The following is a 24,074-nucleotide window of genomic DNA, read 5'->3' as shown; positions in this document are numbered from 1 at the left end:
GGGACATTCTGCCTGCTGCACGTAATCCAAGCGAAATCCAATCGACGCCGCACTGAAGCGCCGCCTCTGCGACTGGCGTCGCGCACGCCGCAAAGGAGAGCGATTTGGTTCTGGAACTGGAGCGAGTCAGTGTCGTTTCTGGCGGGCAACCGTATCTGTACGGCGTGGATTTGCGCCTCGTCCCAGGCGCCATCAATGTGCTTCTCGGACCCACGCAGGCGGGTAAAACCACGCTGATGCGGGTGATGGCGGGTCTCGACAGGCCGAACGAAGGCCGAGTGCTCGTTGACGGCCAGGACGTGACCGGCGTCAGCGTGCGCCGGCGCAATCTCGCGATGGTCTATCAGCAGTTCATCAACTACCCGGCGATGACGGTTTTCGAAAACATCGCCTCGCCTCTGCGCCTGCAAAAGACCGACGCTGCCGAAATCCGCCGGCGCGTGCACGAAGTCGCAGCCAAACTGCATATCGATCATTTGCTTGAGCGGCGGCCCGGCGAACTGTCGGGCGGACAACAGCAGCGCTGCGCGCTCGCGCGTGCGCTCGTGAAGCGTACGTCGCTGGTGCTGCTCGACGAGCCGCTCGTCAATCTCGATTACAAGCTGCGCGAGGAATTGCGCATGGAACTGACTACGCTCTTCGCCGACGGCAACACCACTGTCGTCTACGCGACCACCGAACCTCTCGAAGCGTTACTGCTGGGCGGCTATACGGCGATCGTCGATAAAGGCCGCGTCCTGCAGTTCGGTCCGACTCTCGACGTCTATAACGCCCCGATCGACGTCGCCGCCGCGGCTGTTTTCAACGACCCGCCGATGAACATGCTGACGAGCGACTGCGCCAACGGCCGCGCGCGTCTGCCGATCGGCGTGGAGGTTCCGGTCCGGCACGGTGACGCTGTGAACGGCGCGTGCCGCATCGGCATCCGGCCGGGGCATCTGCGTCTTCAGCCGAACGCCTCCCATGCGATCGCCGTTCGCTGCCGGCTCGAACTCGCTGAACTGAGCGGCTCGGAAACGTATCTGCATGTGCGCACGCTGACCGGCGCGGTCAATCTCGTTGCGCAGTTGCAAGGCGTGCATCAGATCGAGCTCGGCACCGAGCTCGACGTTTTCATCGACCCGCGAGAACTGTTCGTGTTCGGCGCGGATACCCGGCTGGTGTCCCGCCCGGAGGCCGCTCATGGCGCGCATTGAGTTTTCGAATCTCGCGCACGCTTACGGACCAGGACCCGCGACGCGCGACGACTACGCGCTTCAACCCATGAGCATGGTCTGGGACGACGGCGGCGCTTATGCGTTGCTCGGTCCATCGGGGTGCGGCAAGACCACGCTATTGAACATCGTGTCGGGGCTCGTCACGCCGTCCGAGGGGAAGGTGTTGTTCGACGGACGCGATGTGACGGCGCTTGGCGCACGTCAGCGCAACATCGCCCAGGTGTTCCAGTTCCCCGTGGTCTACGACACGATGACCGTCTTCGAGAACCTCGCGTTTCCGCTACAGAATCGCAAGCTGCCGGCCGCCGAGGTCAAGAAGCGCGTGCACGAAGTCGCGGACATTCTCGATATGACGCGCGATCTGCCGATGAAGGCAAGCAATCTGGCCGCCGACGCCAAGCAGAAAATCTCGCTCGGGCGCGGCCTCGTGCGCAAGGACGTCGCGGCGATTCTCTTCGACGAACCGTTGACCGTGATCGACCCGGCGATGAAGTGGATGCTGCGCCGTCAGCTGAAGAAGATCCACCAGCAACTCAAGCTCACGCTGATCTACGTGACGCACGATCAGGTCGAAGCGCTGACTTTCGCCGACGAAGTCGTGGTCATGACCAATGGCCGCGTCGTTCAGAAGGGAGGAGCCGATGCGCTCTTTCTGCGGCCGGATCACGCTTTTATAGGCTACTTCATCGGCAGTCCGGGCATGAACCTGTGTCCGATCGAACTCGACTCCGAAGGCGCCAGAATCGGCTCGCAGCGCTTGCCGCTCGACGCCCACACGCTTGCAACGCTACGGGCCGCGCATCAGCAGTCGAGCGGCGCGCTCAAGCTGGGGATTCGCCCGGAGTTCGTCCGCCTCTCGCAGCAAGGAGAAGCCGGCGCGGTCGCCGCGCAAGTGCTGCGCGCGCAACAGCTCGGCAACTATCAACTGGTCACTCTGCAATGCGACGGCCATGTTTTCAATGCCAAGCTGGAGCCGCATCTAAGGGTTGTCGACGGCCCTGCCTGGCTTCATCTCATCGCGCCTGAAACCGTGTTCTTCTGCAACGACGAAAGAATCGAAACCCGCATTCCGGAAGGGGCCGCGCGATGAACAAGCCCGTCAATCAGAAAGCATGGCTGCTGGTCATTCCGGTATTCATCTGCGTCGCGTTCTCCGCGATCCTGCCGCTGATGACGGTGGTCAATTATTCGGTGCAGGACATCATCGGGCCGACTCAGCACGTGTTCGTCGGTACCGAATGGTTTCGCAACATCATGACCGATCCAGATTTGCGCGAGGCGCTCGGCAGGCAGGTCATATTCTCCGCGTGCGTCCTGCTGTTCGAGATTCCATTGGGCGTGGGTCTCGCATTGTCGATGCCGGCTTCCGGATGGCGCGCATCGGCGACGCTCATCGTGCTTGCCATGCCGTTGCTGATTCCATGGAACGTGGTGGGCACGATCTGGCAGATCTTCGGTCGGCCGGATATCGGACTGCTCGGCTACTGGCTGAATAGTCTCGGCTTCGACTACAACTACACGGCGAGTCCCACGGCCGCATGGATCACCGTGCTCGTGATGGACATCTGGCACTGGACCCCGCTCGTCGCGCTGCTGTGCTATGCGGGCTTGCGCGCGATTCCGGACGCCTTCTATCAGGCCGCGGAAATAGATGGCGCGAGCCGCTTCGCGGTATTTCGCTACATCGAACTGCCGAAGATGCGCGGCGTGCTGATGATCGCCGTGTTGCTGCGCTTCATGGACAGCTTCATGATCTACACCGAGCCGTTCGTGCTGACAGGCGGCGGCCCCGGCAATTCCACTACATTCCTCAGTCAGTATCTGACTCAGAAAGCGGTCGGTCAGTTCGACCTCGGCCCGGCGGCGGCTTTCTCGCTGATCTATTTCCTCATCATTCTGCTGCTTTGCTTCATTCTCTATAGCTGGATGAGCCGCGTAGGCAAAGGCGGGATCGCCGCCCAAGGAGCCGACCATGCAGGATAAGCGCCGCTGGATGCGGACGTCGATGCTCGTCGTCTATGTGCTGTTCGCGCTCATTCCGCTTTACTGGATGGTTTCCATCTCGCTGCGCACGAACGAGGAAACCATGGCGACCTTCGCCACGCTGCCGCAGCACGCGACGTTGGCGAACTACAAGGTGATCTTCACCGATCCTTCGTGGTACTGGGGCTACATCAATTCGATCATCTACGTGTTGATGAACACGGTGATGTCGGTGCTGGTCGCGTTGCCCGCCGCGTACGCGTTCTCGCGATATCGCTTTCTGGGCGACAAGCACATGTTCTTCTGGCTGCTGACCAACCGCATGACGCCGCCCGCCGTATTCCTGCTGCCATTCTTCCAACTTTATTCGAGCGTCGGCCTCACCGACACGTACATTGCCGTCGCGCTCGCGCACATGCTGTTCAACGTGCCGCTTGCCGTGTGGATTCTCGAAGGCTTCATGTCGGGCGTCTCCCGTGAAATAGACGAAACCGCGTACATAGACGGTTATACGTTTCCCGCTTTCTTCGTGAAGATCTTTCTGCCGCTCATCAAGTCGGGCGTCGGCGTGACGGCATTCTTCTGCTTCATGTTCAGCTGGGTGGAACTGCTGCTCGCGCGCACGCTGACGTCGGTCAACGCGAAACCTATCGCTGCCGTGATGACGCGGACCGTGTCGGCGGCCGGCATGGATTGGGGCGTACTCTCGGCGGCGGGCGTGCTGACTATCGTTCCCGGCGCGCTGGTGATCTACTTCGTGCGCAACTACATCGCGAAGGGCTTCGCGATGGGGAGAGTGTGATGTTCACCTGGATGTACTGGACCCCCGAGGTCGCGATCTTCTTCGCCTGCATCGTCGTGATGCTGGGCGGCATGACCGTATGGGAACTGCGCTCGCCCACGCATGAACGCAAGGGCTTTCTGCCTATCCCGACGACTCGCGGTGACCGGCTGTTCATCGGCCTCTTGACTGCGGCGTATATCAATCTCGCGTGGCTCGCAATCAGCGCCGAGGGCTCCAGTTCATGGCCGGGCTTCGCGGCCTCCGTGCTGATATTGCTCGCGATCATGTGGAAGGGCTAGATAGCGGACGCATGCGATGAAGACGGGCAACTGCCGGTTCCGCTGATGCCCCCAGCGGGCGCCGACACGGTCGAAGGGGCACGGAAGAGACAGGAGAAGACCATGCATCAGAGGAGACGGATCGTCACGCTGGCATTGGCGAGCATCGTGTCAGGCGCCTTCGCGAATCAGGCGCTCGCGGGCACGCCCGAGGCGCAAAAATGGGTGGACAGCGAGTTTCAACCGAGCACGCTTTCGAAACAGCAGCAGATGGACGAGATGAAATGGTTCATCGACACCGCTGCGAAACTCAAATCGCAGGGCGTCAAGGAGATTCATGTCGTGTCGGAAACCATCGACACGCATACCTACGAATCCAAGACGCTTGCGGCCGCATTCAGTGAGATCACCGGCATTCAGGTGAAGCACGACATCATTCAGGAAGGCGACGTCGTCGAGAAATTGCAGACCTCGATGCAATCCGGGCAAAGCATCTACGACGGCTGGATTTCGGACTCCGACCTGATCGGCACGCACTATCGCTATGGCGTGATCGTCCCGCTGTCCGATTACATGGCAGGGGAGGGCAAGGAATATACGAACCCCGGGCTCGACCTGAAAGACTTCATCGGCACGAGCTTTACGACCGCGCCCGACAAGAAGCTCTATCAGCTTCCCGACCAACAGTTCGCGAATCTCTACTGGTTCCGCGCGGACTGGTTCGCACGCAAGGATCTGCAAGACAAGTTCAAGGCCAAGTATGGCTACGATCTCGGCGTGCCGGTCAACTGGTCCGCGTACGAAGACATCGCCGAGTTCTTTACGAACGATGTGAAAAACATCGACGGAGAGAAAGTCTACGGCCATATGGATTACGGCAAGAAGGACCCTTCGCTTGGCTGGCGCTTCACGGACGCGTGGCTTTCCATGGCGGGCGCAGCGGACAAGGGCATTCCGAACGGCATGCCCGTCGACGAATGGGGCATTCGCGTGACGCCGGACGGTTGTCATCCGGTGGGTGCGTCGGTGTCGCGCGGGGGCGGCACCAACAGCCCGGCAGCCGTTTACGCGACGACCAAATACATCGACTGGCTCAAGAAATACGCGCCGCCAGAAGCGTCGGGCATGACCTTCAGCGAGGCCGGCCCGGTGCCCGCGCAAGGCCGGATTGCGCAACAGGTGTTCTGGTACACCGCGTTCACGGCCTCGATGCTCAAGCCGGGCAACGTCACGAATGCGGACGGCACGCCGAAGTGGCGCATGGCGCCTTCGCCGCACGGCGCTTACTGGAAGGACGGCATGCAGAACGGCTATCAGGATGTCGGCTCGTGGACGTTCTTCAAGTCGACGCCGCCGAAGCAGCGAGCCGCCGCGTGGCTGTACGCGCAGTTCGTCACGTCGAAGAGCGTGTCGCTGAAGAAGTCGATTGTCGGTCTCACGTTCATTCGCGACTCCGATATTCATAGCGACTACTTCACGAAAAACGCGGACAAGTACGGCGGCCTGATCGAGTTCTATCGCAGTCCGGCGCGCGTCGCGTGGACGCCGACCGGCAACAACGTGCCCGATTATCCGAAGATGGCGCAGCTCTGGTGGAAGAACGTGGGCACCGCGGTCGCGGGTGAAAAGACTCCGCAAGCTGCAATGGACAACCTCGCGAAGGAAATGGATCAGGTGTTGGCCCGTTTGCAGCGAGCCGGAATGAAGGTTTGCGCGCCGGAATTGAATCCGCAAAGCGATCCGTCCAAGTGGCTGTCCGACGAGCACGCGCCCTGGAAGCGGCTTTCCAACGAGAAGCCGAAGGGCGAGACCGTGAAGTATGAGCAGTTGCTGTCGGCTTGGAAGGCGGGCAAGGTGCGGTAGCGGTTCTGCGGTGGTCGGTGCTTATGGATGGGCGGCGCTTGACGGTGCCGCCTTTTTTTTTGCGCTCTTGGTAACGGCGACCGCGCCGGAGGTACCGGTCACTAGACGGTCGAGTGTTCCTTCACGCCCGACTACTTCGACGCCGCGTGGCCCATATCTGCCTCAGTGCACCCTCAACGGGATTCGACGCACCATCGCTGGCCGCTTCGTGACCTCGAATGAGTCAGCGCGCGTCGACCTGTTTCGACTTGACTCCGGCAAGTCCTTGATTCGAAACCGACAACCTCGCTTGGCATGGACAGTGCGTTGCGAGTTCGACTTGTATTCAAGATTGAACTCATGCAGGCATCTGTGGCCGCTATGCCGATCACTGTCCGTTCGCTCGTCGAGACGTACGCACGCGCACTCGCTGTCGACCTTCGCGCACGACGTCGCCGATGCGGGACTCGATGCGCTCGACGGTTACGCGCGCCGTATCTCACCGCCCGGCATCTGCACGACCGCGACCGACGATGGCCGCGAGGTCGAGCCTGAAAGCGGCACACGCGACATCACTTCATTCGGCGGCTGGCGCACGTACCGGCACAGCGTCGCATCCCCACTCCGACCATCCATTCACACAGGAAGCCACACCATGACCAATCGCCGCCAGTTCATCAAAGGCGCGGGCGCGCTCGCGCTCGGCAGCGCCTTGCCGTTCGATCTCGCGTTCGGCGCGAGCAACCTCACCGTCGGCGTGATCTACGTCGGCGCCAAGGGCGATTACGGCTACAACCAGGCGCAGGCACAGGCCGCGGCGGTCATCCGCAAGATGCCGGGCGTGAAAGTGGTCGAGGAAGAGAACGTGCCCGAGACCGTCGCCGTGCAAAAGACGATGGAAGCGATGATCGAGCAGGACGGCGCGACGCTGATCTTCGCGACCTCGTTCGGCTATTTCGATCCGCACGTGCTCAAGATGGCGGCGAAGTATCCGAAGGTCCGGTTCGCGCATTGCGGCGGTCTGTGGAAGCAGGGCGACCCGGCGAATATCGCGAGTTACTTCGGCTATATCGACGAATGCCAGTACCTCAACGGCGTCGTGGCCGGTCACGTGAGCAAGAGCAAGAAGCTCGGCTTCGTCGCCGCCAAGCCGATTCCTCAGGTACTGCGAAACATCAACGCCTTCACGCTCGGCGCGCAATCGGTCGATCCGTCGATCACGACGCATGTCATCTTCACCGGCGACTGGTCGATGCCGGTCAAGGAGGCCGAAGCGGCCAACAGTCTCGTCGATCAGGGATGCGACGTGCTCACCTGCCACGTCGATGGCCCGAAGGTCGTCATCGAAACGGCGGAGAAACGCGGCGCGATGAGCTGCGGTTATCACGCGAGCCAGGCCGCGCTTGCGCCGAAGGGTTATCTGACCGGAGCGGAATGGGACTGGCAGACGCCGTTCAGGGAAATCGTCACCGATGCGCAGACCGGCAAGCCGCAACCGAACATTCTGCGCGGCGGTCTCAAGCAAGGCTTCGTGAAGATGTCGCCCTATGGCGCGAAGGTCACGCCGGACGCCAAGACCAATGCCGATGCGATCAAGACGAAGATGGCGGCGGGCGAATACGTCATCTTCAAAGGCCCGTTGAAGGACAACAAGGGCGGCAGCGCCATCGCGTCCGGCACCGCTTACGCGCAGACGGATATCAAGCTGGAGAGCATGAACTATCTCGTCTCGGGCGTCGTCGGGCAGATCTGACGGGGTTCGCTAAGCGGAGCTGACATGCCATCTTCTTCCTTGTTGTCGCGCGCAGCCGTCGGCGCATTGCCCGCATTGCCCACGCTGTGCGCGCTCGCCGGCACGCTGGCGCTGTTCTCGTTGTTTCTCCTCGTGCAGGGCCAACCCGCCTACGATGCGCTCGTGCTCATCGGGCAGGGCGCGTTCGGCTCGTCGTTCGCATGGCAGAGCACGTTATTGCGCGCCGCACCGTTGATGCTCACCGCGTTGTGCGTCGCGCTGCCCGCGCAGGTCGGGCTGATCGTGATCGGGGGCGAAGGCGCGCTCGCGCTCGGCGGACTGGCCGCGGCCGTCGTGGCGGCGCACGTGCCCGCCGCGTTGCCCTGGTTCGCGGCGGCCCCGCTGATGGCGCTTGCCGGCATGCTTGCTGGCGGCGTATGGATCGGCGCGGTCGGCGCGATGCGCCAATTGCGCGGCGTCAACGAGACCATCAGCAGCCTGTTGATGTCGTATATCGCGATCGCCCTGTTCAAACATCTCGTCGAAGGCCCGTTGCGCGATCCCGCGAGCCTCAACAAGCCGTCGACGCCACCGGTCCCCGATGCGCTCGCCATCGGTTCGCTGCCCGGCCTCGACGTGCACTGGGGCCTGCTGTGGGGCGCGCTCGCGTGCATCGCGGCATGGGTCTTCGTGCGACACAGCACCAAGGGTTTCGCGATGCGCGTCGCGGGCGGCAACAATCATGCGGCGAAGCTCGTCGGCCTGCCGGTGAACCGGCTCGCCATTGCCGCATGCGCGATGGGCGGCGCGGCGGCGGGCCTCGCCGGCATGTTCGAAGTCGCGGCGGTGCAGGGCAGCGCGAACGCCTCGCTGCTCGCGGGCTATGGCTATGCAGGCATCCTCGTCGCGTTCGCGGCGCGCCAGAATCCGCTCGCCATCGTGTTGTGCGCGGTCCTCGTCGGCGGCATCGAAGCGAGTGGGTCGCTCCTGCAACGCCGTCTTGGCTTGCCCGACGCCACGACGCTCGTCTTGCAGGGCCTGCTGTTCGCCAACCTGCTCGCGTGGGAAGCAATGGGCGGCCGCCTCGCGGCATGGCGCATCCGCTTGCAGGCGATCTCGGCCGCGCGTTCAGCCGCAGGACTGGAGGGCACGCATGTTTGATGCACATTCACCCGTCGCCGTGCTCTTGCTGTCGCTCTTTGCGGGCGCCATTCGCGTCAGCACACCCTATCTGTTCGTGAGCATTGGTGAATGCCTCACGGAGAAGGGCGGCCGCGTCAATCTCGGGCTCGAAGGCATTCTCGTTTCAGGCGCGATGACCGGTTACGCCGCCGCATATCTCTCCGGTTCGCCGTGGCTCGGGGTGCTCGCCGCCGGATGCGCCGGGCTGCTGCTCGGCTGCCTGCACGGTCTCGTGTGCTCGCTGCCGCGCGTGTCGGATATCGCATTCGGCATTGCGCTGATGCTCGCCGGCACCGGCCTCGCGTTCTATCTCGGCAAGCCGTTCATCGAGCCGCAGGCGCCGATGCTGCCGTCGATCGATCTCGGCGCATGGGCGTCGTCGCCGCAGTTGCACAACGCGCTGCATGTGAATCCGCTGTTCATCGCGGGGGTGCTGCTGGCTTTCGCATTGCAATGGGGCTTGCGTCATACGCGCTGGGGTCTGGCGCTGCGTCTCGTCGGCGAGAACGCGGAAAGCGCCCGCGCGATGGGTTATCCGATCACGCGCGTGCGCATTCTCGCGACGACCGCCGGCGGCTTCTTCGCGGGTGTCGGCGGCGCGTATCTGTCGCTGGTGTATCCGGGCAGCTGGAACGAAGGCCTGTCGAGCGGACAAGGCCTGATGGCCGTCGCGCTCGTGATCTTCGCGCGCTGGCAGCCGTTGCGGTGCCTGTGGGCCGCGTTGATCTTCGGGGCCGCGGGCGCGCTGGGGCCGGCGCTTCAGGCTATCGGCGTCACGAGCGGCTATTACCTCTTCAACGCCGCGCCCTATGTGCTGACGCTCGCGATCATGCTCATCAACTGCCGGCCGGACCGCACGCTCGCCGGCGCGCCCGGCGAACTCAGCCTCACTCGTTGATTCACTCGTCGATCAAATCACGGAGCGAACCCATGACCCGCTTCATCGAAGCACGGCCCTATCCCTGGCCTTACGACGGCAACCTGCTCCCTGAGAACACCGCGCTCGTCATCATCGACATGCAGACGGATTTCTGCGGCGTCGGCGGGTATGTCGACAAGATGGGCTACGACCTTTCGATGACGCGCGCGCCCATCGAGCCGATCAGGAACGTCCTCACGCTGATGCGCGAGCAGGGCTTCACGATCATCCATACGCGCGAAGGGCATCGGCCCGACCTTTCCGACTTGCCCGCCAACAAGCGATGGCGAAGCCGCCGCGCGGGAACGCAAGGCGTGGGCATCGGCGATGAAGGACCGTGCGGCAAGATTCTCGTGCGCGGCGAACCGGGCTGGGAGATCATCGACGAACTGAAGCCGGTGGATGGCGAGATTGTCATCGACAAGCCGGGCAAAGGCTCGTTCTGCGCCACCGACCTCGAAATGGTGCTGCGCACGCGCGGCATCGTCAATCTGGTGCTGACGGGCATCACGACGGACGTCTGCGTCCACACGACGATGCGCGAAGCGAACGACCGCGGCTTCGAATGCACGATTCTCGCGGACTGCTGCGGCGCGACCGACCGCGGCAACCACGACGCCGCGCTCAACATGGTGCTGATGCAGGGCGGCGTGTTCGGCACCGTGTCCGATTCGAAGGCGCTGCTCGCCGCGCTGGGAAGCCGGCCATGAATGCTTCGATCAAGGCGATGAGCGTCGAAGTGCTCGGCGCGACCAAGCGCTTCGGCGCCTTTACCGCGCTCGACGGCGTGACGCTCAAAGTGCGCGCGGGCACCGTCCATGCGCTGCTCGGCGAGAACGGCGCGGGCAAGAGCACGCTCGTGAAAGGACTCGTCGGCTATGGCGTGCTGGACGACGGCGAGATCGTCGCGGATGCGCGGCAGGTGAAGATCGCGTCGCCGCGCGATGCGCAGGCGCTCGGCATCGGCATGGTCTATCAGCACTTCACGCTGGCGGCGGGCTTGTCGGTGGAAGAGAACCTGCTGCTCGCGCGAGGACGTCTGCCGTGGAAGATCGACTGGGCGAAGGAACGCGCCGCGCTTCGAGCGTTCATGCAGTCGATGCCCTTCCGGCTGCCGCTCGACGCCCCTGTCGCCGGCCTTGCCGCAGGCGAGAAGCAGAAGCTCGAAATCCTGAAGCAGTTGTATCTGCAGCAGCGTTTTCTGATTCTCGACGAACCGACTTCCGTGCTGACGCCGCAGGAAGCCGATGAAGTGCTCGGCCTCATGCGCGATCTCGCCGCGCGCGGCGAACTGACGGTGCTGATGATCACGCACAAGTTCCGCGAAGTGATGGCCTATGCCGACGACGTCACCGTGCTGCGCAAAGGCAGGCTCGTCGGCACGAGCGCGGTGGCGGACACGAGCCGCGACCGGCTCGCGGCATGGATGATGGGCGGCGAAGCGCCATCGGACGATCCGGAGCTGGCGCAGACGCGCCCTGCGCGCAAGCCTTGTCCGTCGGATGCGCCGGTGCGCCTCGCGTTGCGAAACCTGAGCGTGATCGACGATCGCGGGCATGCGGCCGTGCGCGAAGTTTCCCTCGCGGTGAAGTCGGGCGAGATCCTCGGTATCGCGGGCGTATCGGGCAACGGACAAAAGGAACTGATCGAGGCGCTCGTCGGCCAGCGGCGCGTCGAGGCGGGCGAGATGCGCATGCACGGCGAGCAGTATCGCGCGACGCGGGAGGAAATGACGCGGCTGCGCGTGTTCGCGCTGCCCGAGGAACCGTTGCGCAACGCATGCGTCGCGAACATGAGCGTTGCCGAGAACCTCGCGTTGCGCGACTTCGATCGCCCGCCGATGAAGCGCCACGGCTGGCGGCTCGATCGCCGCGCAATGCGCGAGCGGGCCGAACGGCTCATCGCCGAATTCAACGTCAGGCCGCCGGTGCCTGCACGCGCCATCGGCACGCTGTCGGGCGGCAACGTGCAACGCGCGGTGCTCGCGCGCGAACTCGGACAGGCGGTCGATGTGCTGATCGTCGCGAATCCGGTGTTCGGGCTCGACTTCGCGTCGGTGGCGGACATTCACGCGCGCATTCTCGCCGCACGCGATAGCGGCGCGGCTGTGCTGCTCGTCAGCGAAGACCTCGATGAACTGCTGGAACTGGCAGACCGCATCGCGGTGATCGCGGAAGGCCGGATCGTTCATGAAACGGCTGCAAGCGGCGCGGATCGCGTCGCGTTGGGAAGACACATGGCGGGCCACGTCGAAAGCGCCACGCGCGATACGTCTGAGCCGGTCACCGTCCACGCATAAGGAAAGGAGCAAGGAAGAATGAGTTCGAGCGGTCTCGGTGGGTTGAACAAGTCGCCGCAAGGCATCGTCGTGGGACTCGTGCAGTTGCAGAATCCGGATGTGGCGACGCCTGCGCAGCTCGCCGCGCAAACGCGTCGCATCGTCGACATGGTGGGCAAGGCGCGGCGCAACAATCCGGCGATGGATCTCGTCGTGTTCCCCGAATACATGCTGCACGGCCTGTCGATGAGCACCGACGACGCCATCATGTGCTCGCTCGACGGCCCCGAAGTGGCGGCATTCAAGGCTGCCTGCGTCGAGCATCGCATCTGGGGATGCTTCTCCATCATGGAGCGCAATCCGGGCGGCAATCCGTATAACAGCGGCATCATCATCGACGATCAGGGCGAGATCGCGCTGTACTACCGCAAGATGCATCCGTGGGTGCCGGTCGAGCCGTGGGAGCCGGGCAATGTCGGCGTGCCGGTGTGCATCGGGCCGAAGGGCGCGAAGCTCTCGCTCATCATCTGTCACGACGGCATGTTTCCGGAGATGGCGCGCGAAGCCGCGTACAAGGGCGCGGAGATCATTCTGCGCACGGCCGGTTATACCGCGCCGATCCGGCATGCATGGAAGATCACCAATCAGTCGAACGCGTTCCAGAATCTCGCGCAGACCGCGAGCGTGTGTCTGTGCGGCAGCGACGGCACGTTCGACTCGATGGGCGAGGGCATGTTCTGCGATTTCGACGGCGCGGTGATGGTGGAAGGCAGCCATCGTCCCGACGAAATCATCACGTGCGAAATGCGGCCCGATCTCGTGCGCGAAGCGCGCATTCACTGGGGCGTCGAGAACAACATCTACCAGTTCGGGCATCGCGGCTACGTGGCCGTGAAGGGCGGCGCGCAGGATTGCCCGTACACGTTCATGCAGGACATGGTGCGCGGAGAATATCGCTTGCCCTGGGATGAGGATGTCGTCGTCAAAGACGGTACGTCATGCGGCTTTCCGGCGCCCGAACGCCGCTACAAAGGGTGATGCGATGCCGACCATCTCGCGCGCGCGGCCGTCGCCGTTCACCTTCGAGGCATCGCATACCGCGTTGATCGTCATCGACATGCAGCGCGATTTCATCGAACCCGGCGGCTTCGGCGAAAGCCTCGGCAACGATGTGTCGCTGCTCGCGTCGATCGTGCCGACGGTGGCGCGGCTCGTCGATCACGCGCGCAACGAGGGCTGGCTCGTCGTGCATACGCGCGAGTCGCATGCGCCGGATCTTTCGGATTGCCCCGCTGCGAAGCGGCTGCGCGGCGCACCGCAGGCGCGCATCGGCGACATGGGACCGATGGGCCGCATTCTCATACGCGGCGAACCGGGCAATGCCATCGTCGATGAGCTCGCGCCCGTCGCGGGCGAGCTCGTGATCGACAAGCCGGGCAAAGGCGCTTTCTATGCGACGCGTCTCGGCGAAGAGTTGGCGCAACGCGGCATCACGCATCTGGTGTTCGCGGGCGTGACGACCGAAGTGTGCGTGCAGACGAGCATGCGGGAAGCGAACGACCGCGGCTACGAATGCGTGCTGATCGAGGATGCGACGGCGAGTTACATCCCCGCGTTCAAGACCGCGACCATCGAGATGATTCGCTCGCAGGGCGGTATCGTCGGATGGACGGCGACGCTTGGCGATCTACAGGAAGCCTGACCTATGACGATGGAAGTGAACCGCCCCGATATCGTGGCCGAAGTGGAGCGGGCGTTCATTGCGTATGAACGGGCGCTCGTCGATAACGACGTCGCCACCATGAACGCGCTCTTCTGGCACGCGCCGCAAACCGTGCGCTACGGCATCGCGGAAGTGCAGCATGGCGGCGATGCCATTCGCCGGTGGCGCGGGACCTGTGCGCCGGTGCCTCGTTTGCGCCGGTTGCATCGCACGGTCGTGACGACGTTCGGCGCGGATCATGCCACGGTCAGCACAGAGTTCACCAGCGACGCGACGCCTCTGCTCGGCCGCCAGATGCAGACATGGGCGCGGCTTTCGGACAAGACGAACGCATTCGCGGGATGGATGATCGTCGCTGCCCACGTGAGCTTGATCGAAGCGCCCTGAGGAAGCCCTTTAAGCAACCCTCGCAGGAGACACCGAATCGACTCGCCCAAAGCCATGGAGCGCCCTTCCGTGCGCGCCATTCAGGAAGCGAACCCGCTCGCTGAACAGGTGTATCAGCAGCTGAAGCAGGACATCTTCAGCTTTCGTCTCTTTCCCGGCGACCGCTTCTCGGAGACGGACATCGCGCAATACTACGGCGTGTCCCGCACGCCGATGCGCGATGCCCTGTTTCGCCTGTTGCGCGAAGGTTATCTGGAGGTGGGGTTCAGGCGCGGCTGGAAGGTGTCCGAGATCGACTTCGCGCAACTCGACCAGCTCTATGACTTGCGCATCGTTCTCGAGACCGCTTCGCTCGACAAGCTCGCGTCGGCTGTGCCGCCACATCCGCACATCAGTGCCCTCAAGGCCGTTTGGTGCGTGCCGCCGGAGGCGCGCGAAACGGACCCCGTCGCGATGTTCACCATGGACGAGGACTTTCATCGCGGACTCGTTCGCGCGAGCGGCAACGGCGAGATGCTGCGTGTGCACGACGAGGTCACGGAGCGCATCCGCATCGTGCGGCGGCTGGATTTCCTGAAGCCGCATCGGACCAGCGCAACGTACGAGGAACACGCGAAGATGCTTCGCTGCATCGACCGTGGCAAGTGCGGTGAAGCGGCCATGCTGCTGCGTTCGCATATCACGCAGAGCAAGCTGGAGGTACGGAAGATCACCGTATCGATGCTGGCGCAAGCGCGTGAGCGCAAGCTGCCGTTCGTGGGTTGAGGGCTTGGACAGGTACGTCTGGCTATAAGGGATAAATTCTTAAGACAGCAGTCTCAACGCGAAGAACATGGCGGAGTGTGAAGTGCGCCCGACTTCTCATTGGCGGATTGCATGAACGCACTCTCGGGCACGTCCTCACGCGCTTACCAAAGTGCAGCCGCTGCACGCTCCGGGCAGAGGTATAAACTCACTCGCTAGAGTCTTTGAAAGATTCTCTGAAACAACTAGAGAGAGTTTCCTTAGCGAGTTGGGCAGTTCAAGCACACGAATCCGGGCGGCCCGAGCGATGGAGCCCTTTGCGTGGTGGATAAAGCAAGGAGTGAGAACATGAAGTTCGACGCAATGGTCCTCGGCGCCGGCATTGTCGGAACATCGGTCGCTTTGCAACTGCAGCGTCGAGGCCTCGACGTGGCGCTGATCGACCGCAAAGCGCCCGGGAACGAAACGTCGCTCGGAAATGCAGGCCTCATTCAGCGCGAAGGCGTGTATCCGTACGCCTTGCCTCGCGACTTTGCGTCCCTTGCGCACTACGCACGCAATCGCGCGACGGACGTGCGCTATCACCCGATGGCGATGCCAAGGCTGGCGCCGTTCCTGGTGAAGTATTGGCAGCACTCCCGAGCTGACCGTCACGCAAAGATCGCGAGAGCCTATTCGACGCTCATAGAGCATTGCGTTTCGGAACACCGGGAGCTGATCGAAGCGGCGGGCGCACAGGCGCTATTGCGAAAGAACGGTTGGATGAAGGCATTTCGTACAGGCAGAGCTTTCGAAGCCGCCGTCGCGGAGGCGGCACGCTGGCGAGAAGAATACGGAATCGACTTCGACGTATTGGACGGAGATGCGCTGCATCGCACCGAGCCTTCTTTGAGTTCCGTCCTGCGGGCTGCCGTACGCTACTCGTCGTCGGATTCGGTGAGTGACCCCGCCGGCCTTGTCGGTGCGTACGCGAAGCTCTTCGAGAAGCTCGGCGGCAAAGTGCTCGTGGGAGACGCATCCACGCTCGAGAAGGGCTGGCGCGTTCGAACGGATTTCGGCGATGTGCGGGCGGATGTCGCGGTCATCGCGATGGGCCCGTGGTCCGGCGACCTGACCACGAAGCTCGGGTATTGCCTGCCGCTAGAGGTGAAACGCGGCTACCACATGCATTACGCAAGCAAGGCCGGCGCGACGCTGAATCAGCCGGTTCTCGACGCGGAAATCGGCTACATGATTACGCCCATGGTGAGAGGCATTCGCTTGACCACGGGCGTGGAACTCGGCTTTCGGGACTCACCGAAGACGCCCGTGCAACTCGAAGCCATCGAACCCCTGGCCCGCGAAGTATTTCCCTTGGGGGAGCGACTCGATTCCGAGCCCTGGCTCGGCCGTCGTCCCTGCACGCCGGACATGTTGCCCGTCATCGGACCCGCGCCGCATCACCGGAACCTATGGTTCGCCTTTGGCCACGCGCATCATGGACTGACGCTTGGGCCCATCACCGGGCGTTTGATTGCAGAAGCGATTACAGGCACCCCTCCGGCGGTCGACCTGACGCCGTTCCGTGCGGAGCGATTCTGAGCGCGGGATGGCTCGGATGGGTTCGATCCGGAAACCGACGACCCATCTAAGCGATGATCGGCGGCGACGACACGATGGCCCGCAACTCAGGCACGGGCCGCGACAGTGCATCGAGATCGGGCTCATGGCGCCGCAACGCGTCTTCCGATTTGAATGCGTCTTCCAGCGCCTGCGAAATGTCGAGCAAGCGCCCGTCGCCACGCGCGGGTCCGATCACCTGCACACCGAACGGCATGCCGGCATGGTCAACGCCGCACGGCAGCGATAGCGCCGGATTGGTCATCAGCGAAACCAGATAAGTCAGCCCGAGCCAGCGATAGTAAGTATCGAGCGGCTTGCCGTTGATCGCTTCGAGGTGCCATTGCGACCATGGAAAGGGCGTGATGGACACGGTAGGCGAAATGATCGCGTCATAGTGCTGCATGAGCGACTGAAAGCGCCTATACAAGGTGGTCTGCAACTTGTGCGCCGAGACCGCGTCGCCGAGCGTCATCGACGCGCCCATCTCGAAGTTCGCGCGCGTATTCGGCCCGAGCTGCGAAGGATCGCGCTCATACGTTTCCTTGAACTGCGCGACGAAGTTCTGCGCTCGCACTACGTCGAAGCACCAGTCGATGCCGGTCATGTCGATGCTCACCGGTTCGCACGCGGCAACGTAGCGTGAGATCTTGTCGACCTTCGCGTGGAACGTCGCCCGCGATGCGTCGTCGAGCGCGCAGACGCCGAAGTCATCGGTAAAGCCGATGCGCAGTTTCGCGACATCCGTTGGCCGGTGCTGCGCCAGCGCGGCGGAGCCGACGTCGTATGCCAGCGGATCGCGCGCGTCGAAGCCGGCTTGCGCCGCGAGAAGCAAGCGCGCGTCGGCGACGGTCCGGCCCATCGGGCCGCTGACGGTGATCGGCGCCCATCCAAGCTCGCGCCGGTCGGCTGGCACGAGTCCCGGCGATGGCCGCAGCCCCACGACTCCGCATAGCGCGGCAGGAATCCGCAGCGAGCCGCCGGTGTCTGAACCGGTGCAGAGCGGCATCATGCCGGTGGCAAGCGCCGCTGCCGATCCGCCCGACGATCCGCCCGCGTTCAGCAGCGGCGCAAACGGGTTTCCCGTCGCGCCCCAGACGTCATTGCGCGTGTTCGCACCCGCGCCCATTTCAGGCGTGTTGGTCTTCGCCATCACAATGGCGCCCGCCGCGCGAATGCGCGCGACCATCGCGTTGTCTTCGTCGGGCACGTTCGAGCGATACATTGTCGAGCCGTAAGTCGTCAGCACGCCCGCTGTCTCTTCCAGATCCTTCACCCCGACAGGCAAGCCGTGCAGCAAACCGAGCCGCCCGCCGCGCATGACCTCTGCTTCGGCACGGCGCGCCTCGGCGCGGGCGCGCTCGAATGAGGTCGCAGCCAACGCGTTCACGGCAGGATTGATGGCCTCCGCGCGAGCGATGCATGCTTCGAGCAGTTCGACGGGCGAGATGCTGCGCTCTTCGATCAGGCGGCGCGCATCGACGGCGGAAAGGGAGGCGAGGGAGGCGAGGGAGTCGTGCGTCATGGGCATCGGACAGGAAAAGATGAGCGATCAGGCCGCCGCTTGCGGACGCAGGCCCTGGGCGACGCACGCGATAACCGCATCGCGCGTGTTTTCCAGGTGTGCGCGCGTTTGCTCACGGACGGCGCGCGTATCGCGTGCGCGGTACGCATGGAGCAAGTCTGCATGCTCGCGGTTGTTGCTGTCCAGAATGTCACGCTTGACGTGCATCGAGAGCGATACGTAAGGCCGCGCAACCAGCGAAAGGTTCTCGACAACTTCGGCGAGGCGCGTGCCGGATGCAGCCTTCATCAGATGCTGGTGGAAGTCCTCGTTGAGGACAGCCCACGTCTCGGACCACGATGTCGCGCACATCTCGCCGTGGACCTTCTCCGCAGCCGCGAGATCGTCGTCGCTGACATGCGCGCAGGCGCGTTCGGCCAGCATCGGCTCCAGCACCATCCGCAGTTCGTAGATTTCGATCACGTCCGCGGCCGTGAGCGCGCGCGTGACGACGCCCTTGTTGGGATCGATCGAGACCAGTCCTTCCGCACGCAGATCGCGGAACGCTTCGCGTACCGGCGTCGTGCTGACGCTCATGCGCCTGGCGATTTCTTCCTGACGAAGCCGCGTATTCGGCGGATAGACGCCATTCAGGATCTCTGCGCGCAAGGTGCCGAGCACGTATTGTTGGATCGTGCGAAAGGGCCGGTTCATGCTCGTCTCCATGAGCTATCGTTATCGCGTGCGGTGCGGCACGTCGTTCAGACGGGCAGGGCGCGTCTCTCGAAGTTCAGCAGGTTCTCGATGCGCGCGGCGATGCGCAGCAGCCTCGCGTCGTCGGCGAATGCGCCGATCACCTGACAGCCGAGCGGCAGGTTGGCATCGCTCCAGCCGGATGGCACGTTGATGGCGGGCGCGCCCATGAGGCTCCAGGGCGCACAGAAGCGGGCGTCGCCTGTATCCGCATAGCCCCGGGGCGCCTCGCCGCTGGCCGGTATGGTCACGAGCGCGTCGCAGCCTTGCATGAGCGCGGCGGATTGCGAGCGTACCTGCGCCTGCAACAGCAACGCCTGCTGATAGCGTTCGAGCGGCATGGCCCGGCCTTCGGACAACAGCAGGCGCATGTGCTCGCTTATCAGCGCCGGCGCGCGTGCCGCCACTTCGCCGATGGCGCGATACGCCTCCACCGCGAGAATCGTCAGCGTCGCTTCGCGCATCTGCCGCAGGTCCGCGCCATAGTCGAGTTCGACGATGCGCACGCCGCCTTCGCTCAGCGTGCGCAGCGAGGCATCGAAGTTGTCGCGCTGATCCGGCGCGATCATGTCATCCCAGAACGGCGTACGAACGACGCCGAGCGTCAGCGTGGACGAGTCGCGCGCAAAGCGGTCGCGCCACGCCGATTCGCTTTCGACCGCCTGTGCCGCGCCATCGACGAACAACGCGTGGGCGATCGCGACATCCTCGACGGATCGCGCGAAGAAGCCGACGTGATCGAGCGACGCGGCGAGCGGATGCAAGCCTTCTGTCGGCACCGCCCGATACGACGGCTTGTAGCCGACGACGCCGCAATAGGCGGCCGGCCGAATGATCGAGCCGACCGTCTGCGTGCCGATGGCGAGCGGCACGATGCCTGCCGCGACAGCCGCCGCCGATCCGCTCGACGAGCCGCCCGGCGTGTGCGCGCGGTTCCACGGGTTGACGGTGGCGGCCGGTCCGCGCCAGGCGAACTCGGTCGTCGCGGTCTTGCCGAAAATCGTGCCGCCGAGTTCACGGATGGTCGAAACGATGCGTGCGTCGCGCTCCGGCCGGTGCCCGCCGTAGGCCGGCGAGCCGTAACTCGTCGGCATATCGGCGGTATCGGCGAGATCCTTGACGCCGATCGGCACGCCCGCAAGCGGGCGCGCAACGGCATCGCTCAGATCGTATGCGCGCGGCCGATGGACGAAGGCGCGCAGCCACGGATCGACCGCATCGGCGCGGGCCTGCGCGTCGAGCAGCGTCGCACGCGCGGCGGCATCGTCGTTACGGTTCGCGATCAGTGTCGCGAGCAGTGACTCGTTGGATCGATTCATTGCTACTTGCTCACGGCGGCGGCGAACGTGTTGTCCACGCCGTTGGCATAGGTGATCGCGCCCGGCTTGATGTTGCCGATCGACTCCTGCAGATCGAGCGCGTTGCGGAACGCCTGCTCGGAAATGTCGGGCGTGGCCGCATAGATCTTCTGATCGATCAGCCGCTGCACCGCCGAATCGACGATCGCGGGATCGAGCGACGGAAACTCCGCGCGCGCCACGCTCTTCGCGGTATCGTGCGACTGCTGGATCAGCGCCTCGGCCTCGCCGATGGACTTCACGAACGCGGCCACCATCTTGGGCTTGGTCTTGACGGTCGAGGCGAGCGTGTCGATGGTGGAAAAAGCATAGCCCCCCGGATACGCCTTGGGAAACGCATAAACGATGCGATAACCCTGCGCGAGTCCCGTCTCCGCTTGCGGCATGTAAAGCGCGGCGGCTTCCGAGCGGCCCGCAGTCACGGGCGCCAGTTCGGTGCCGATTTGCACCGTGTTCATTTTGACATCGGCCAGCTTCTGTTCGGCGATGAGCCGTTGCAGCAAATACGTGCTCGTCGAGGGCGGAAGCGCGGTGGACACGCTCTTGCCTGCCAGATCGCCGACGCCTTTGACCTTCGAGTCCTTCGGCGTGATCACCCAGACCGGCACGCCCGCGACCACGTTGGCCACGTTCACGAGCGACGCACCCTTGAGGTTGGCCAGCATGGCGGTCATCGGGTCTTGCAGCGAAAAGTCCGCATGACCTCCGATCACCGCCGCGACGCCCGCCGCGCCGCTGCCAGCGGTAACTTTCTGCACCGCGAGACCGTTCTTCTCGAAGATGCCCTTGTCGATGGCCACGTAGAGCGGCAGATATTGAATGGACTGAAACGCCTGATAGATGACGACCGGTTCGGCGGCCCGGACGCTGGTCGCGCCGATCCCGAATGCGACCAGACATGCGGCCGCGATACCGTTGAGCAGAGCGTGGGTCTTCTTCATTTTTTCTTCCAGGAGATGATTTTCGCTTCCGCGAGTTGAACGATCCAGCTCAGAACCGAAGCCATCACGGTCAGCACGATGATGCCGAGCCAGACGGTATTGAGGTCGAAAAGCGAGCCTGCGACGAAAACCGCGTGACCCAGACCCGACTGCGACGCGATGTATTCGCCGACCACCGCGCCGATGAGCGCGAAGCCGATGTTCACGCGCAGCGTCGAGAAGATCCACGGCAGTGCGCTCGGAACGATGAGCTTGGTGAAGATCATCGAAGGCCTGGCCTTGAACGAATGAAAGAGGTTGAGCAAGTCCTTGTCGACTTCGCGCGCGGCGGCGCAGGACGAGATCATCGCGACGGCGAACGTCGAAATCCCGGCGAGCCAGATCTTCGACGAAGCATCGGAGCCGAACCAGATGACGATGAGCGGACCGAGCGCGATCTTCGGAATACTATTTAGGATCACTGATAGACCTTCCGCCACCCCCGATACGGCCGGCAGAAACCATAGCAGCAGGCCGAGCGCAATGCCGAGGCCGCTGCCGATGGCGAGACCCGCGAGCGTCTCATAGAGCGTGACCCAGGTATCGGAAACGAGCGTACCCTGCGTCAGTCCGATGACGGCGGCTTCATAGATACCCGACGGCGAGCCGAGCAGCTTGCCGTTGATCCAGCCGGCGCTGACGGCGAGCTGCCAGGCGACGACGAGCGCGACAACGATACCGACGACAGCGCCTGTCGTGCCGAGCTTGCGCGGTACGCGGCGTACGGCTTTCTTTTGCGCGACGCCAGTGGACAGAACGGCTTCAGTCATGCATGGCTCCTGCAAGGGTGTTGGATTGGGCGAGGTCTTGCGTGTCGCGCGACGTGACGTTTCCGCGCAGACCGTTCCACACGCGCGCGTGATAGCCGCGGAACTCCGGCGCCTCGCGCGCCGAGACGGCGTTGCGCGGACCGTGCGTAGTGAGTTCGACCAGAACCTGATCCTCGATGCGCGCGGGACGTCCGCCCAGCAGAATGACGCGATCGCTCATTGCGATGGCTTCTTCGATGTCGTGTGTCACGAGCACGACGCTCGTGCCGCTTTGCGCACGCAGCGAAATGATGTCGTCCTCGAGTGCGAGGCGCGTTTCGTAATCGAGAGCGGAGAAGGGCTCGTCGAGCAGGACGAGCGTCGGATCGACGAGGAGCGTGCGCGTGAGCGCAACGCGTTGCCTCATGCCGCCCGACAGCGAATGCGGATACGCATCGGCGACCGCGCCGAGGCCGTAGCGCGCGAGCATCTGCCGCGCACGCGCGATATCGTCGGGCCTAACCTTGCGATACAACTCGATGCCGAGCAGCGCATTTTGCAGTACCGTGCGCCACGGCATCATCAGGTCCTTCTGCAACATATAGGCGATGCGCCCCGGGCCACCGTCCGGACGCCTACCGACCGATATCTCGCCGGACTGCGGCGTGAGCAGCCCCGAGATCAGATTGAACAGCGTGCTTTTGCCGGCGCCGCTTCGTCCGACGATCGACACGATCTCCCCCTGACCCACGCAGAAGTCGAGTTTGTCGAAGATGGTCACTGTCGAGCCATCGGGCGTCTTGAAGCCGTGACTGAGTTGTCGCACACGCAGCGGGGCTTGCGATGTGTTCTCTGCCACTGAGTTCGATGTCTTCATGTTGATCCTCGCAAGGTCTCGCGGGAATTAGGCGTTTGCTACAATGCATAATGCACAATCAAAAAAGAAAGCTGTCCTCGCCAAAATTCTTTTTCGCAGTGGGGGTGTCCGTGTCCTTCTTCGGTGCTCGCGTGCACGTTTCTTGAATTGCTTTCACGAAGGCGGCGAGCGAAAGGCGGGGCGTATGGACAGTGAGAAGACGACGTGACGCTGATGGCTGCAGTACGTCGTTCGAATTTCGAGGAAGGGCAGGGACGAGATTTGATCGAGAGAGATTTGCCTCGGTCGCTCTAACGCGAGCGGGCCGCGTATCGGCCGCGCGGCCTCCGGCGAATGAGGCAAAATGCGGCGAATGCGGCAGTGTGAACACCTGCGCCGACTCGCGCGATTCATGTCAGTCCGCGTAGGACGGGTCCTCCTTGTCCAGAACGCGCTTCATCTCTTCGAAGTGCGCGAGGGAAAAGTCAACGATGCCTTCCCAGTCGCGCGCGGTTCTTTCGGCAACTTCGGGCGACAGCACCTTCAGAGGCTGGCCCGTGCCGTATGCGATGCACAGAATCTGGCACGCGCGTTCCAGCGTGTACATATCGTCGAACGCCTCGCCGATGCTCGCCGCAGTCACCATGACGCCGTGATTGCCCATCATCAGGCGCGACTTGTCACCGAGCGCTGCAAGAAGACGCGCACCCTCGGCGGCCGTATCCGCCATGCCGCCGAACTCGCTGTCGAGCGCGACGCGGCCGTAGTAACGCGCCGTGTTCTGCTCGATAGGCTTGATCTCCGGGTCCGCGAGGCACGCGATGGCAGTCGCATGAACGGGATGCAGATGCATCGCCACACGGATATGCGGCGCGCGCCGGTGAAGCTGGCCGTGAATCGCCCACGCGGTGGCATCGACATCGCGGCGGCCCGCGAGATCTTCGCTGTCTTCGGCATCGAGGAGCAGCAGATCGCTGGCCCGGATGCGCGAGAAGTGAACCCACTTCGGGTTCATCAGAAACTTGCGTCCGTCCGGCGACACCGCCGCGCTGAAATGATTGGCGACCGCTTCATGCATGCCGAGCTTTGCGAAGCAACGGAAGGCGGCGGCGAGGTCGATGCGCAACTGGCGCTCATTCGTGTTCATGGCTGTGTATTGTGAAGAGGGAGGAAATGCGCGACCCGATGGGCGTTTGCCGCGAGCGT

At 63.5% G+C, this 24,074-nt stretch carries 23 protein-coding genes; 16 read left to right on the top strand and 7 right to left on the bottom strand.

The annotated features are described in order from the left end of the window. The first annotated feature begins 104 nt into the window (after positions 1-104). The 16 genes from LDZ26_RS23070 (at position 105) to LDZ26_RS22995 (ending at position 16,650) form a co-directional block, all read left to right on the top strand. Entirely contained in the window at positions 105-1,196 is a 1,092-nt protein-coding gene (locus LDZ26_RS23070; protein WP_244851623.1) for an ABC transporter ATP-binding protein, read from the top strand. Further along, entirely contained in the window at positions 1,183-2,307 is a 1,125-nt protein-coding gene (locus LDZ26_RS23065) for an ABC transporter ATP-binding protein (RefSeq protein ID WP_244851622.1), read from the top strand. The genes LDZ26_RS23070 and LDZ26_RS23065 overlap by 14 nt, the downstream gene beginning before the upstream one ends. Next, complete coding sequence (locus LDZ26_RS23060) at positions 2,304-3,200, top strand: carbohydrate ABC transporter permease (RefSeq protein ID WP_244851621.1); 897 nt, start codon at positions 2,304-2,306, stop codon at positions 3,198-3,200. The genes LDZ26_RS23065 and LDZ26_RS23060 overlap by 4 nt, the downstream gene beginning before the upstream one ends. Next, positions 3,190-4,002, top strand: coding sequence for a carbohydrate ABC transporter permease (locus LDZ26_RS23055; RefSeq protein ID WP_244851620.1), 813 nt, complete (start codon positions 3,190-3,192; stop codon positions 4,000-4,002). The genes LDZ26_RS23060 and LDZ26_RS23055 overlap by 11 nt, the downstream gene beginning before the upstream one ends. Next, a complete protein-coding gene (locus LDZ26_RS23050) occupies positions 4,002-4,283 on the top strand; it encodes a DUF2160 domain-containing protein (protein WP_244851619.1) in 282 nt (93 codons plus the stop codon). Before LDZ26_RS23055 ends, LDZ26_RS23050 begins: the two co-directional genes overlap by 1 nt. Before the next feature lie 102 nt (positions 4,284-4,385). Continuing rightward, positions 4,386-6,125, top strand: coding sequence for an ABC transporter substrate-binding protein (locus LDZ26_RS23045; protein ID WP_244851618.1), 1,740 nt, complete (start codon positions 4,386-4,388; stop codon positions 6,123-6,125). A 634-nt stretch (positions 6,126-6,759) separates the two neighbouring features. Then, complete coding sequence (locus LDZ26_RS23040) at positions 6,760-7,857, top strand: BMP family ABC transporter substrate-binding protein (protein ID WP_244851617.1); 1,098 nt, start codon at positions 6,760-6,762, stop codon at positions 7,855-7,857. 24 nt (positions 7,858-7,881) lie between these two features. After that, on the top strand, positions 7,882-8,997 hold the full coding sequence (locus LDZ26_RS23035; RefSeq protein ID WP_244851616.1) for an ABC transporter permease: 1,116 nt from the start codon (positions 7,882-7,884) through the stop codon (positions 8,995-8,997). Continuing rightward, entirely contained in the window at positions 8,990-9,916 is a 927-nt protein-coding gene (locus LDZ26_RS23030; RefSeq protein ID WP_244851615.1) for an ABC transporter permease, read from the top strand. Before LDZ26_RS23035 ends, LDZ26_RS23030 begins: the two co-directional genes overlap by 8 nt. Positions 9,917-9,948: 32 nt before the next feature. Beyond that, positions 9,949-10,647 carry a cysteine hydrolase family protein gene (locus LDZ26_RS23025; RefSeq protein WP_244851614.1) on the top strand — a complete coding sequence of 233 codons (699 nt, stop codon included), beginning with the start codon at positions 9,949-9,951 and terminating at the stop codon, positions 10,645-10,647. Beyond that, positions 10,644-12,236 carry an ABC transporter ATP-binding protein gene (locus LDZ26_RS23020; protein ID WP_244851613.1) on the top strand — a complete coding sequence of 531 codons (1,593 nt, stop codon included), beginning with the start codon at positions 10,644-10,646 and terminating at the stop codon, positions 12,234-12,236. The genes LDZ26_RS23025 and LDZ26_RS23020 overlap by 4 nt, the downstream gene beginning before the upstream one ends. An 18-nt stretch (positions 12,237-12,254) precedes the next feature. Continuing rightward, a complete protein-coding gene (locus LDZ26_RS23015; protein ID WP_244851612.1) occupies positions 12,255-13,253 on the top strand; it encodes a formamidase in 999 nt (332 codons plus the stop codon). Positions 13,254-13,257: 4 nt separating this feature from the next. Then, the gene (locus tag LDZ26_RS23010; protein WP_244851611.1) at positions 13,258-13,917 is read left to right on the top strand and encodes a cysteine hydrolase family protein; all 660 of its coding nucleotides are present in this window, start codon (positions 13,258-13,260) and stop codon (positions 13,915-13,917) included. Between the two features lie 9 nt (positions 13,918-13,926). Then, positions 13,927-14,325 (top strand): oxalurate catabolism protein HpxZ, encoded by a 399-nt coding sequence (hpxZ, locus tag LDZ26_RS23005; RefSeq protein WP_244851801.1) that lies wholly within the window; start codon positions 13,927-13,929, stop codon positions 14,323-14,325. A gap of 54 nt (positions 14,326-14,379) precedes the next feature. After that, positions 14,380-15,090 (top strand): GntR family transcriptional regulator, encoded by a 711-nt coding sequence (locus tag LDZ26_RS23000; RefSeq protein WP_244851610.1) that lies wholly within the window; start codon positions 14,380-14,382, stop codon positions 15,088-15,090. 327 nt (positions 15,091-15,417) lie between these two features. Next, complete coding sequence (locus LDZ26_RS22995; RefSeq protein WP_244851609.1) at positions 15,418-16,650, top strand: FAD-binding oxidoreductase; 1,233 nt, start codon at positions 15,418-15,420, stop codon at positions 16,648-16,650. A 46-nt stretch (positions 16,651-16,696) separates the two neighbouring features. Here the strand turns inward: LDZ26_RS22995 and LDZ26_RS22990 are convergent, their stop codons facing one another. From LDZ26_RS22990 to LDZ26_RS22960, 7 genes are all read right to left on the bottom strand, one after another. Beyond that, the gene (locus LDZ26_RS22990) at positions 16,697-18,193 is read right to left on the bottom strand and encodes an amidase (RefSeq protein WP_244851608.1); all 1,497 of its coding nucleotides are present in this window, start codon (positions 18,191-18,193) and stop codon (positions 16,697-16,699) included. Between the two features lie 27 nt (positions 18,194-18,220). Further along, positions 18,221-18,886, bottom strand: a complete 666-nt coding sequence (locus LDZ26_RS22985; protein ID WP_244851607.1) for a GntR family transcriptional regulator — start codon at positions 18,884-18,886, stop codon at positions 18,221-18,223. Positions 18,887-18,933: 47 nt separating this feature from the next. Next, complete coding sequence (locus tag LDZ26_RS22980) at positions 18,934-20,244, bottom strand: amidase (protein WP_244851606.1); 1,311 nt, start codon at positions 20,242-20,244, stop codon at positions 18,934-18,936. Between the two features lie 2 nt (positions 20,245-20,246). Further along, entirely contained in the window at positions 20,247-21,224 is a 978-nt protein-coding gene (locus LDZ26_RS22975; protein ID WP_244851605.1) for an ABC transporter substrate-binding protein, read from the bottom strand. Next, the gene (locus tag LDZ26_RS22970) at positions 21,221-22,033 is read right to left on the bottom strand and encodes an ABC transporter permease (protein ID WP_244851604.1); all 813 of its coding nucleotides are present in this window, start codon (positions 22,031-22,033) and stop codon (positions 21,221-21,223) included. The genes LDZ26_RS22975 and LDZ26_RS22970 overlap by 4 nt, the downstream gene beginning before the upstream one ends. Continuing rightward, a complete protein-coding gene (locus LDZ26_RS22965) occupies positions 22,026-22,889 on the bottom strand; it encodes an ABC transporter ATP-binding protein (RefSeq protein WP_244851603.1) in 864 nt (287 codons plus the stop codon). The genes LDZ26_RS22970 and LDZ26_RS22965 overlap by 8 nt, the downstream gene beginning before the upstream one ends. Before the next feature lie 394 nt (positions 22,890-23,283). Then, positions 23,284-24,015, bottom strand: a complete 732-nt coding sequence (locus LDZ26_RS22960; protein WP_244851602.1) for a class II aldolase and adducin N-terminal domain-containing protein — start codon at positions 24,013-24,015, stop codon at positions 23,284-23,286. Positions 24,016-24,074 lie beyond the last annotated feature (59 nt).

Source organism: Caballeronia sp. SL2Y3 (assembly GCF_022879575.1).
Classification (GTDB): domain Bacteria; phylum Pseudomonadota; class Gammaproteobacteria; order Burkholderiales; family Burkholderiaceae; genus Caballeronia.
This window is presented reverse-complemented; position numbering and strand designations above follow the sequence as displayed.